This window comes from Hydrotalea sp. (assembly GCA_030054115.1).
GTDB lineage: Bacteria > Pseudomonadota > Alphaproteobacteria > JASGCL01 > JASGCL01 > JASGCL01.
Window position 1 is genome coordinate 1 of the sequence record JASGCL010000034.1, and the last position, 14,564, is coordinate 14,564.

The 14,564-nt window shown below is 48.8% G+C and carries 1 protein-coding gene; it reads left to right on the forward strand.

All coding sequences use genetic code 11. The annotated features are described in order from the left end of the window. Nucleotides 1–367: 367 nt before the first annotated feature. Nucleotides 368–14,032 carry a cadherin repeat domain-containing protein gene (locus QM529_06290; protein ID MDI9314264.1) on the forward strand — a complete coding sequence of 4,555 codons (13,665 nt, stop codon included), beginning with the start codon at nucleotides 368–370 and terminating at the stop codon, nucleotides 14,030–14,032. Nucleotides 14,033–14,564 lie beyond the last annotated feature (532 nt).

Below are 14,564 nucleotides of genomic sequence, written 5' to 3' on the forward strand. Positions count from 1 at the left end.
AGAGGACTGAAAATCCTTGTGTCGGGGGTTCAATTCCCTCCCTAGCCACCATTTTCTATTAAAAATAGAAATAATTATACAAATAATCATAAGGTTGTTAATTTTCGTATTTTTTTGGCGAAAATCTAGAAGAATCAACCATGGGATATGTTTTTTTCTTGTAATAACCTGTGGTTCGTAGTAGCGAGTTTTAAGGAGTTAGTTATTGCATTTTTTCCACATAGGAGTTCCTGCGATGTGGTTGCGATACCGAGGGGAGCAACAATATTAAGCGCTATAAGGCAACGGGACAAATAAGGGACAGGTATAAAAAAATATTTTTTTATTTTTTTAGCTCTTATAGTTAGGGACTTTAGAGGGTGCTAATATGGTGGTTGTTTTTGCCGGTGCGGTGGCGTCTTTATCTTTAAGCGAGGGCCGCAATAGTTTTGCTTTTGCACCGATGGCTGACGCGGGTGGCGATGCCGTTTCCTATTCGTTGGACGCCGCTGGCATGGGCATGTTCACCATCGGTGCAGACGGCACTGTGGTGTTGAAGCAGGGCAGTGTGTTCGATTACGAAGACGCAAACCTCCCCGACCATCTTTTTACATTTAATGTTATCGCAACCGACACGGTGGATAACACCACCGCCTTGCAACAGGTGCAATTGCGCGTCCTTAATTTGCTGGATGAAGCGGGGGAGGCGGTTTTTACCATGGCCGCGACCGACGACAATGGCAACACAATAAGCTATGGTTTGAACAGCGGGTTATTTCGGCTTGATAGCCCTTCGGGGCATGTTGTGGTGTTGAAGCAGAATATCAACGATGTAAACCGCAATAGCTGGTATCACGATGTGCCGCTGACGATTTATAATCCATCCGGCCCGGCGACGGTGCAAAAATTATCGTTTTATATTCCCAACGCGCCGAGCAATGATTTGGTGGTGTGGCGCAATCTGCCCATTTATACCTATTCGTTGAGCGAGGACACCACCCAGGTCGTGCAACAATTATCGGCCAACGACCAATCTGGCCATGCGATAACCAGTTACAGCCTGAGCGGCAGTGATAGCAATTATTTTACAATCGATGGCAACAATCAATTGTTGTTATTAAGCACCGCCGATTACGAAAACCCCAATCACGTGCCTTTGTATAGCGTGACGGTGATTGCCTATGCCAGCAATGGCGTTACCGGTCAGGAGCAGGTGCGGGTCGCCCTGCAGATGGCCTTGAGCGGCACACCGGTTGTCACCAAGCAATATAACGAAACCAACCAAACCGACGGCATCTACACCGCGCGGGTGTTGGATAACGGCAACGCCACTATCAAATATGCCCTTTTTGACCCAAATGGTTATGTAACAATCAACAGTTCAAGCGGCGCGATAGGTTTTAAGAAAACATTTAACCTTAGCACTTTTAGCATGCCGGCGCTTGGCGATATAACGCCGTTTGTCACGCCTGATAAGCAGGTGATAAACAGCTTGCCGCAGATTGCCAGCCTTAGCCTTAATGACCTGAGCACCAAGCGGCTGGTGGTGAATGACAACCCAACCCTGGTGGCCAGCCTTAATCAAAAATTTAACACGCCGCCAGCGGCGAGCAGTAATAAGCCCTATCAAAAACCGAACGAATTGCTTTACACGGTGGTGATATATGCTAGCACGACGCAACGCGGCGCGACAACCTATGCCACGCAATTGTTGGTGCTGGATATAAGCAAAAGTCCAAACAGCGATTTGATAAATTGGACGGGGAATAATGCGGCCGATGCGTCGCAGGTGGTGGTGCTTGATTACCGCCATGTCGATAATAACCTGTTGCAATTTTCGGCGGTCGCCACCGACCGAAACGGCCGATTGTGGTATGGCTTGAATGACAATAATTTTGCCGTCAATGTGCAAACCGGACAGGTGTCGCTGAAAGACGGCGTGCGGCTGGCCGATGGGCAACAATATTCTTTTGTCGTTACCGCCATCGCCGGACGCGCCGGGCCGGAGGTCAGCGTTAGCAAGTTGGTGGTGGTCATCGGCGGGGTTGGGGTGAATGAAACCAACGCCAATTATGTGGTGTTGGAGGACAGCGCGCCCAATTTGCGGGTCGTGAATTTTACCCCGACCGATGGCGGGCGTTTTGACAATGTTGCCTTGGTGGCGGGTGGCGTGGATAATGACTATTTTAAAATCGTCGGCAATGAATTGCAATTTGTTAGTTCGATAGATTACGAAACGCTTGGCGGTCATGCGCCATTTTATACCGTGTCGGTAAAATTTAATGAGACGATCGCCGGTCAGGCACTTTCGGCGGTGAAGACCTACATCGTTAGCCTTGGCAATATGGATGACAACGCGCCGGTGTTTGACCAAAAAATTCATCAGGCCAATGTCCAGGCCAGCAACAACCGCATCGGCCAGTCGATTGGTTTGTTCCATGCCTATGACCCGGATGGTCAAGCGGTTTCCTATTCGCTGAGCGGCACGGACGCGGTGAATTTTTCCATCACCGCCGATGGTAATTTGGCAATAGCATCAACCCTTAATTTTATAAACCACCCGGTTTATTCGGTGGTGGTGGTGGCCAACAGCCGTGGCAACGGCAGTGGCATTTGGCGAACCGGTGGCACCGCCGCCACCGCGGTGACGCAACTGGTTACTATTTTTGGCGGGCTGGCGGTGAATGAAACCAATGCCAATTATTTGGTGTTGGAGGATAGCGCGACCAACCTGCGGGTCGTGGATTTTGAACCGGCCGACCGGGGCAGTTTTGACAGCATCGTTTTGGTGAGTGGCGGTGCGGATAATAGTTATTTTAAAATTGTCGGCAATCAATTGCAATTTGTCAGTTCGATAGATTACGAAAACCGCGGCAACCACGACCCGATGTATACCGTGTCGGTAAAATTTACCGAGACGATTGCCGGTCAGGAACTTTCGGCGGTGAAGACCTACATCGTTAGCCTTGGCAACCTCGACCAGCATGATGTGGTGTTTAATCAATCGAGCACCGGCATGCCGCTAACCGAGGGCAACTTGGCGGGCGTCACCCTTGCTAACTTTACCGCCACCGACCCCGATGGGCAATCGGTGTCTTATAATTTGGCCGGGGCCGATGCGGGGTTCTTCACCATCAACAGCGATGGCGCGGTTATGTTGAAATCGAGCCTTGACGCCGAAAGCGGCCATGGCGCGCTTTACACCGTGATTGTTCAGGGTCATAGTTATGGCGGCAAGGTGTTGCCCTACAGCGCGACCGGTGCCTTATTAATAACGCAATTGTTTGTGTTGTCGCTTGGCAATATCAATGATAATGCGCCGGTCTTTACCAGCAGTTTTTCAAGCTTTTCCATCAATGAAAATAATCCACGATTATTTTCACTGGCCGATTTTGAAGCGATCGACGCCGATGGTCAATCGATTTCCTATTCGCTGGATGATGTGGCCGGCAGTGATACCAAAAAATACTTCGCCATCGACAGCGCCACCGGTGTGTTACGCCTGCGTTCGATGATTGATTCTGAATCGACCGATCACCCATCGCCTTTCTACACCATTGTTGTTCGCGCCAATAGTTTTGGCAATGGCAATGGACTGTGGGTTGGCGGCGGCACGGCGGCAACCGCCATATCGCAGGTTTATATTTTGTCGTTGTTTAACCTGCAGGATAACGCGGTTAGCTTCACCAACGTGGTGGGCGATATTTTGATTGGTAACAGCGATAATGTCGATGGCCAGACCATCGGTAATTTTAACGCGGTGGATTTAGACGGCCAGATGGTTTCCTATAATTTAACCGGTGCCGATGCGTCGTCTTTTGAAATTGACAGCAATGGGCAGTTAAAATTAATCGTGGGGTTGGACTTTAATGCTAAGCCAACCTATTCGGTGGTGGTCAATGCCCATAGCTTTGGTTCGTTGCGCGGCCCGGCGGCCGATGCGGGCAACGCAACGGCGATAAGCCAATTGGTTACCATCAGCGGCACCCGTTACGTGAACGAGGGCGATACAGCGGTTGGCGTTTTTAACGGCGTGCGGTTGGACAGCAATGCTGATGACAGCGTGTTCTTTAATTTTAATAGTAGCACCGGCGAGCTTTCACTGATTGATGGCCTGCCCGATTATGACCGCACCACCAAGCATCTTTACACCGCGGTGATTATTACCAACGCCAGTAGCCACCTGACCCAGACGGTCATCATTGCTATACGCCATTTGAAAAACGAGGATATATTCTTCAACAGCGAATTACCCGGGGTGGCCATAACGGAGGGCATGACGCAAAACCTTATCCTGGCGACCTTTAACGCCAGCGACCCAGACGGCATGTCGGTTTCATATGATTTGGCCGGGGCCGATGCCGGTAATTTCCTTATCAACAGCCAGGGGCATTTAAAGTTAAAAGTCACCACCGATTACGAAACCAAACAACTTTACACCGTTATTGTCCAGGGGCATAGTTATGGTGGCAATGTCTATGCCTATAGCCAGACCGGCGCGCTGTTGGTGACCGAGGTTTTTGTCTTATCGATTAACAACATCAACGATAACCCGACCGCTTGGTCGGGGGCGCAAAGCACCAGCGTGATGGCAGATGAAAAAAATGCGACCGGGGCCACTGTCGCGACCTTTACCACCACCGACGCCGATGGTGCGGGGGCGAGTTATTGGCTAACCGGCACCGATAGCAATCTGTTCACCATCGATAGCAATGGCAATTTGCAATTGGTGTCGAGCTTGGATTACGAAGGGACATACAACGGCCACGATGGCCATTCCTTTACCATCACGGTCAATGCCCGTGGCACGGCGGGGGTCAACCCAACCGGTAATGGCTTGACGTCGATTGCGCAAAATTTTGTCCTGTCGCTGAGCAATAGCAACGATGCCGCGACCATGTGGTTGGGCACGCAACCAACTGGCCTAGGGGTAAGTGAAAACAATGCGACAAACATCAATGTTGCGACCTTTGCTACCACCGATATCGACGGACCCGGCGCAAGTTATTGGCTGACCGGCACCGACAGCAACCTGTTCACCATCAATAGCAATGGCAATTTGCAACTGCTGTCGAGCTTAAATTACGAGGGGACATATAACGGCCATGATGGCCACTCCTTTACCATCACCGTCAATGCCCGTGGCACGGCGGCCGGCAACCCAACCGGCGACGGTTTGACGTCTATTGTGCAGGATTTTGTTTTATCATTGGGCAACGTGAATGACTCCTTGACGGCCTGGTCGGGGGTGCAAAGCACCGGCGTGATGGCAGATGAAAATAATGCTATAAACGTTAATGTCGCGACCTTTACCACCACCGATATGGACGGGGCGGGGGCAAGCTATTGGCTGACCGGCGCCGATAAAGATTTGTTCACGATAGACGGCAATGGCAATTTGCAATTGGTGTCGAGCTTAAATTACGAGGGAAATTACAACGGCCATGATGGGCATTTGTTTACAATAACCGTCAACGCTATCGGCACGGCGGGGGCTGACCCCAGCGGCGATGGGCTGACGCCGATTATGCAGGATTTTGTTTTATCATTGGGCAACGTGAATGACTCCTTGACGGCCTGGTTGGGGGTGCAAACAACCAGCCTGGCGGCAGATGAAAACAATGCGACGGGGGCTGCTATCGCGACCTTTACCACCACCGATGTCGATGGCGCGGGCGCAAGTTATTGGCTGACCGGCACCGACAGCAACCTGTTCACCATCGATAGCAATGGCAACTTAAAATTTGCTTCAATGGTAGATTACGAAGGGACTTACAACGGCCATGATGGCCACTCCTTTACCATCAAGGTCAATGCCATTGGCACGGCGGGGGCTAACCCGACCAGCGACGGCCTGACGTCGATCGTGCAAGATTTTGTTTTATCGATTAACAATGTCAATGATTCGCTGACGGCCTGGTCGGGGGTGCAAAGCACCGGCGTGATGGCAGATGAAAACAATGCGACAAACGTTAATGTCGCGACTTTTACCACCACCGATGTCGATGGTGCGGGGGCGAGTTATTGGCTGACCGGTACCGATAAAGATTTATTCACCATTGATGGCAATGGCAATTTAAAACTTGCTTCAATGTTGGATTACGAAGGGAACTATAATGGCCATGATGGGCATTTGTTTACAATAACCGTCAACACCATCGGCACGGCGGGGGCTAACCCCAGCGGCGATGGCTTGACGTCGATTGTGCAAAATTTTGTCCTGTCGCTCGGCAACCTCAATGATTCCGCGACCATGTGGTCGGGCACGCCATCGACTGATTTGGTGTTAAGTGAAAACAATGCGACGGGGGCTGCTATCGCGACCTTTACCACCACCGATGTCGATGGTGCAGGGGCAAGTTATTGGCTGACCGGCACCGATAAAGATTTATTTACGATTGATAGCAATGGCAATTTGCAATTGCTGTCGAGCTTAGATTACGAAGGCAGTTACAACGGCCATGATGGCCATTCCTTTACCATCACGGTGAATGCGGTTGGTACTGCGGGTATCAGCCCCAGCGGTGACGGCCTGGCGGCGATTACACAGAATTTTATCTTGTCAGTCGCGAATGCCAATGATTCGCTCACCGCCTGGTCAGGGCAGCAGGTAAAGGGTATGGAGATTGCCGAAAAAAATAGAATCGGCCTATCGGTGACGCAATTTATTACCACCGATGCCGACGGCGCGGGGGCAAGTTATTGGCTGACCGGCGTGGATAGCGATTTTTTTTCGATAGACAACAATGGCCAACTTACCGTTATATCCAGGTTAAATTACGATGATACCTATCATGGCCATCGTGGGGATTACTTTACCATCACCATCAACGCCATCGGCACGGCGGGGGTCAACCCCAGCGGCGATGGCCTGACGGCGATTACGCAGAATTTTATTTTATCCCTAACCAATTCCCCCCCGTTGTTTGGTAACATACCATCCGCAGAACAGATCAGTTTGGTTGAAGGCCAAACAACCGCTAACAAAATCCTTTTTAGCTTCCAGGGGTATGATTCCGATGGGATAGAGATTCCCGTTAGCTATTCGCTCAGCAATCAATTTGATAGGGGTAAATTCAACCTAAGCAGTGATGGCATCTTACGCATTACCGATGATATTGATTGGGATGCAAAGCCAACCTATTCAGTGGTGGTTAATATGTTTAAAACCATGCCGACGACGGGCCGTGGCGCGCGAAACACGGCGTCCATCCTTTATGTTTTATCGGTCGGCAATATCGATGATAATGGGACAAGCTTTACCGCAACCACGGGCGGCGTGTCGCTGAACGAATTAAACCAGGCAGGGGTCAGCATCGCCAATTTTGCCGCCACCGACCTTGATGGGCAGATGATTTCTTATTCTTTGAGCGGCGTCGATGCAGCTTGGTTTTCGCTTGACGCAAATACCGGAAGATTATTGGCATTATCGTCATTTAATTATGAAAATGGTCATGGCGAACTTTACAGCATTACCATCACCGCCAATAGTTATGGCCGTGGCGGCGGCCTGTGGTTGGCCGGCGGGCGTGCCGCGACAAACGTAACGCAAAATTTTGTGCTGTCGTTATTTAATTTTGACGCCCAGGCCCCAACCTTTGCCCAGGTCGCAACCGGCCTATCGTTGAACGAGGGCAATAGCGTCGGGCTCAGCGTCGGCCAATTTTCGGCGATTGATTTGGACGGCCAAACCATTCAATATAATTTGGGCGGGAGCGATGCCAGGTTTTTTAATATCGATAGCAATGGCGTCCTGACCCTTAATCAATCATTAAATTTTCAAAACCGGCATGGCGCGCTTTATTCGGTGGTGGTGCTTGCCAACAGCATTGGTCAGCCAACGGGCAATTGGTCATTGGCTGGGACGGCGGCCACGGTTGTTTCGCAATTGTATATTTTGTCGCTGTTTAATCTTGATATCAATGCCCCAAGCTTTACCCAAACCACTAGCGGGATTGTGTTGGCCGAGGGCAACCTTGTCAATCAACAGCTATTTCATTTTGCCGCGATAGATGTTGATGGCCAACAGGTTTCTTATTCTCTATCCGGCAATGGCACAACCTATGGCGTGCAGATTGGTAATTTCTTGCTCGATGCCAGGGCCGGTGATTTAACATTTTCGGGCGCCACCGATTTTGAAAATCAAAAATATTACACGGTTGTTGTTAATGCCCACAGCCATGGCAATATCACTGGGCCGGCGGCGCGGGACGGGGTTACGGCCACCGCGGTTGTTTCCCAATTGTTTATTTTTTCGATTGGCAATATCGATGACAATGCGCCGAGTTTTACCCAAGCCTATAGTTTTGTTGCCGTGGCCGAGGGCAATGTTGTCAACACCAACCTGTTGCAATTTGCCGCCACCGATATGGACGGCCAAAAAATATCCTATTCCTTGGGCGATGTGGCCGGTGGCAATGATAAGCTATATTTTTCTATCGACGCCAACACGGGGGTTTTGAAGATAACCTCGTCGCTGGATTATGAATCGTCCACCCATGCCGCTTATAATTATTCTATTGTCGTCTTCGCCAATAGCTATGGCCCGCTTACCGGAGCATCGTTTAGCACGGGGAGCGCGCAAAATGTTATAAGCCAATTGTTTGTCTTGTCGCTACAAAACATAAATGATAACAATGTTAACTTCAGCACCATTATTCAGGGCGTTTCGGTAAATGAAAATAACGCGGTTGGTTTATCGATCGCTAATTTTGCCGCCACCGATGCTGATAATCAAAATATATCGTTCCATTTAATGGGCGATGACAGCGTTTATTTTTCGATAGATTCGGCCAGTGGAAATGTTGTTATGGTATCATCACTGGATTATGAAAGCGGCCATAGGCCACTTTACAGCCTAGTCGTTTACGCCCGCAGTTACGGCAATGTGGTGCCAGGCGGTAACGCCATCGATGATGTTAGCCAGTTGATGGTGCTGTCGCTTTATAACATCGACGAATTTTCGCCGGTTTTTGTTAATGCGCAGGCGATTCTTACCCTGGGCACCCTCAACTTAAGTGAAAACAATCAATTGGGGATTAGGATGGCCGATTTCCGTGCCACCGACTATGACGCCAACCAAACGATATCTTATTATATCGGCGGCGGTAGCATGGCGACCTTCGCCGCCACCGACCCGGGGAGCGGCGCGGTTAATTATCAAATTACCAACGACGCCGATTATTTTACCATCGACCAAAGCACGGGCGTGGTTTATTTTAAATCGGCCTTGGATGCTGACAACCCGGCAAACCGCGCCCGCAACGGGCGCTACCATATCGTTGTTTATGCTTCGGATAGCACCTCCGGCTTGGTTGTTGGCACGCCGCCGGTAAGCACCGCGGTGTCGCAGACATTTGATTTGCAATTGGCAAACATCGTCGATTTGGATAGCACGCCCGATGTCGGGTTGGTTGTTAGCGAAACCAACGCCCTCGGCATCGCCACCGTCGCGGTGTTTTCTAGCTACGATTACGCTAACAGTTTGATATCTTACGCCTTTGATTCCAATATTGTCGGTTCCAATCCCTTCAACTATTTTAATATCGATGCCCGCACCGGCGTTTTGTCCTTTAACACGACGCTTGATTTTGAAAAATTGGCGGGGCCGATAGTTAATAACGTGCATCTTTACACCGTGGCGGTGCGCGCCTATTCCAGCACGATTACGCCGCTTAATGTCGGCCAAACATTTATTTTATCGGTGCAAAATGTCGATGAATTTTCGACAGGCTTCACGCAAAAATCATCGGGGCTTTCCTTGGCCGAAACAAAAGCCGCCAACACGATATTGGCAACCTTTAGCGCCAGCGACGGCGACGGCCAAGCCATCAGTTATATTATCAGCGGTGCCGATGCAAATTATTTCAGCATCAACCAAACCAGTGGCGCCAGCACGGCAAGCGGCCCGAATGTCGCCAATGGCAGGTTGATATTTACGTCGTCGCTTAATTATGATGTGCCGCACGGCAAATTTTATACCATCACGGTGACCGCCCGCGCCGATGTCAGCGGCGGCGTGGTTACAAAAAGTGGCGTGTTGTTTGACATAACCCAGGTTTATGTCTTGACGATTGGCAATGTCAATGATTCGCGCCCAAGTTTTAGCCAAAGCCCGAGCAAGAACGTGCAAATCGGCGGCGTGCCAACCATCGCCTTATCGGAAACCAAGGGGTTGGGCACGTCGCTATTTACCTACCAGGCGGTGGATAGCGATAAAGATGCCAATATCTCCTACAGCATTGCCGACACGGTGACGGGTGGGGTGGTTAATGTCCAACGTGATGTTAATTATTTTTCCATCAATAGCCAAACCGGCAATTTGATATTCTTAAGCGCGCTTAGTTATGAGCCGACCCGTAGTTTATTCAGCATCGTGGTGAAGGTCTCTTCCTATGACAATGTTGTTACCCCGGCTGGGGCCTATAACGAAACCATTACCCAATTGGTGGTGGTCAAGATTGACAATGCCGAATTGAGCCTGCATTTCGCCAGCGGCACCGCCACCAACTTTGTCGATTACAACAACACACCGATTGGTTTATCGGTGCTGGAAAACGCGAATTCGGCACGCAACCTGGCGATTTTAAAACCCTTTACCTTGTTTAATTATAACGATGCCAATGGCAACCCGCATTTTACAAATATCAGCTATAGTCTTATCGGTAGCAACAGCTACATGACCATCGACCAAAATACCGGGCAGTTATATTTCTTACCCGGGTTTCATTATGCCAACGCCGGCAAATCAATTTTTCCCACGCAAATCAAGGTCACGGCGAACAACATCATTACCAATTTTGGCGTAACCCAGCTTGAAACACAATCGGTGCTTGCCAATTTTACCCTCAGCCTGTTTAATTTTAACGCCAATAATCCGGTGTTCACGCCCGACCCGAATGTTATTAACCCGGGCTATAATGTAAACTCGGTTAGGATGGATGAAAACATTCAGCATCAGCTCAACAATTTTCCGGCCCCTTATTATGTGAATGTTGGCACATTTGTCGCGGTCGATGACGATGACCAAGCTATTGTTTACAGCATCGATTCGGTTACACCCGGAACCACCCCGCTGGCCTATTCAAATCAATATTTTAATATTGTAAACCTTGCCTCCCTTACGGTTAATAATCATGCGGGGTTTATTCTGCAAATAAACAATGCGCCGGGTATCCCGCCAGTCATCGAGGATTACCAATTGAACCGTAATTTTACCGTGGTGGTCAGGGCAACCTCGACCGGCGTCGGCGGCGGGTTGTGGCTGGGCATGACCGCCCTTGGCGTGGTCGATTATGTTACACAAACGATAGTAATCAATTTAAATAACGTCGATCAATATAGCACGGCATTTAGAAACAATATGCCAGAGGTTGGTCGCGCGACGATTGTCGAAAGCAATGCGTTGCCGCCGGCATTGTTCACTTTCCAGGCCGCCGACGCAGATTTCCAAGTGGTGAGCTATTACTTGACCGGTGCCGACGCGCAATATTTTAATATTGCCTTTACCAATAACCCAAATGGCGATGGTCAATTTTATGCGAACGACGTAGGGAATGGTGTTTCCAATATATTATTAAAAAATGATGGCACCACCCAGTTAAATCCAATTAACGAGCGGTCGATATCACATAATTACTTTAATGGTATTTTAAGTTTTATCTCGACGCCCGATTTTGATAATTTGCGGAGTCATCAAACCGTTTCGGGCTTAGAATTTTTTACCGTGACAGTGGTGGCCACGACCGCCGGCGATAACCAAATCGTGCGTAAAAATTTGCCTGGTCTTTCTAATAATAACTTTCCGAGTGGTTATTACACACCATTTACCAGCGCGACCAAAACATTTATTTTAACCCTGCAACAGACCGATAAATATGCCCCGGCCTTTGCCGCCGCGCCGGTCAGCATGTCGTTGAATGAAGATGATAGCGTCAATAAAATTGTTACCACCTTTACCGCCAATGACAGGGATGGCCAGGTGGTTAGTTATTCGCTGTTGGGGGCAGATGCCTACTACTTCAGCATTAACGCCAACACCGGCGTTTTAACAATGAAAAACGCCGATTATGATTATGACATCAAACAGGGCAATACTGGCCACAATGGCATCTATCAAATCACGGTGCGGGCGAAATCGACATTGGGCAACCTGGCCGCCGGGGCGATCACCGCGGTTGATACCAATTTCACCCTCAACCTTTTCAACCTTGACGATGAAAACCCGGCCTTCAAAAACCCGGTCAGCGGTCTTGGCATGACGGAAAACAATGGGCTAAGCGTCGTGCCGTTGGCGACCTTCGCCGCCATCGACCCCGACGGTCAGCCCAATATCACCTACAGCCTTGGCAACAACCCGAATAATTATTTCAGCATCGATTCGGGCACCGGAAAATTATTATTTGCCAGCGTTTTGGATTTTGAAAATCTAAAGAACGCCGGCGGCACAGCGGCCAGCGGCAACCTTGTGCTTTATACCATTATCATCAAGGCCAATAGTTTAAATGGCGCGGGAATTGCCAATTTTGCCAACGGTGGCACGGTGGCCGACGTTATTACCACAAGTTTTGTCCTATCGATACAAAATATTGATGATAATGCGCCGGTGTTTATCAGCCCCGTCCCCAGTCTTTATGTTGATAATGCCATCGGGCTTACAGGGGTTAACACGTTCGCGGCCATTGATGCCGATGGCCAAACAATAAGCTATGTATTGGTATCGGCAAGTAACAGCACGACGCCGTCGATAGATGATAGAAGCCGTTTTATCCTTGATAGCAGGACTGGCGTTTTAAAATTCAAAAGCACGAACGACATGAATCTTGTTTCGGGGTATGGAAGTGTTTATGGGCCGGAGACATTTGTTATTAGGGCTGTTTCAGGGGCATTCAATGGTGCATCGCCGCTGGCTAACCTTATGTCGGTTACAGCAACCACGTCATTTTATTTTTACACCGCCCATGATATTACCACCAATGGTCAATCAAACAATGGCAATAAGGGCATTGCCACCAATTACACCGATTTTTCGATAGATGTTTTTAATATAAAAACCAGAGAATTTGCCTCGGTCGGTGGGGTGGATGACGCATTTAATTTTTACAGCCTTGGCAATGACGGCATCAAATTTGACAATAGCGCGTTTGGCGTGGGTCAGGCATTTAACAATTTTGCCGCCAGCAGTCAATTGGTTGTAAACAATTTGGTTAATTTGTTAGACATTGGCGAAGAACATTTCAACAATATCAAGGCTTATCTTTTTGCTAACGGACAAAAAGACACCATCATCACCTCAATATCTGAATTGAACGCAATGGTCGGCACGGGCACAGGCTTTAGCGGTTATTTTGATAAATACGATAGGGTGTATTTAACCGACGCAGGGTCGGCGGCCACCGATACATTAAGCTTATCTATTTCTGCCGCCCTGACAACCTATCTTTTGACCAACCAAAGCATTATTAACGGCAATACCGCGGCCAGCCCGACCAATGGTTTGCAAATCCTTGATGACCAGCAGGTTGATGTTTATAACATTAACAGTGCCCTGACCTCTAGTTACTATGAAGCGGTTACCAATTCCAGCGGGGTTACCATCAAGCTTTATGGTTATGATAACAAGCAAGATGTCATTCATTTCAAAAAGATGGCCGGTCAATTGGATAATGGCACCAAGGTGCTTCTCAACAGCCTTAGCGCGTTACAAACCTACATGGTCGGTAGCCAGGGCACCAGCGCGCACGGCGATGGTAAGGTCGAATTGATGGAAACAAGCCTAACCGATGCCAGCAATAACCCATTCAAGCAATATGCGATTAAATTTGGCCTTGTCAACAATATTGGCGGCTATAATTCTTATATTTATTTAAGCAACCAAGACATGAGCACCGGCACGGCGGTTGATTTGACAACCGGTTATAACACCATCATGGGCACGCGGGCCGGCACCGATTATTTGGTCGACCCCAGTAATTCAAATATCCATTATCATGATTTAAGTTTCAATGAATTCTTAACGCTTATTGGTGGCTCGCATCATCTTGCTTTTACATAATTGCGCGCCAACTGCTCGGGGGAGCATATCGACCCGATAACCCATGCCTCAACCCTGACCTACGACCAATTCATCGCCCTCATTGGTGGTGATGTCGGGCATATAACGTTTGTGTAATAAAGATTTTTTTTACTCGGCCGCCTAAAACCACTCTAGCCGTCATTCTTGAAATTTTGCCTTGGCAAAATTATCAGCCGCCCTCAAACAGCAAAGCGGTAGGGCGAATATATTGCCATTCCCTGGCCTCAGTTGATATATAAAAAAAATTTAGCTATATTTAAACAAAATAAAGCAAGGCAATAACCTGATAGCTACCCATGCCGTCCAAGGAATGGTTCCTCGATAACCCGCGCTGGCCGCGCGGGTTTCAAGGATGACGGGTGAGGCGGGTTTTAAGGATGACGGGCAGGGAGGCAATGCGGCATCGCTATCTTCTCTGCCGTTTTTTCAAAAAAATTGTTTCATCAAATAAATTTCTTTGACATTTTCGCTGGATATGTCATAGAATAAATCTACTAAAGGAGAGGGAAAT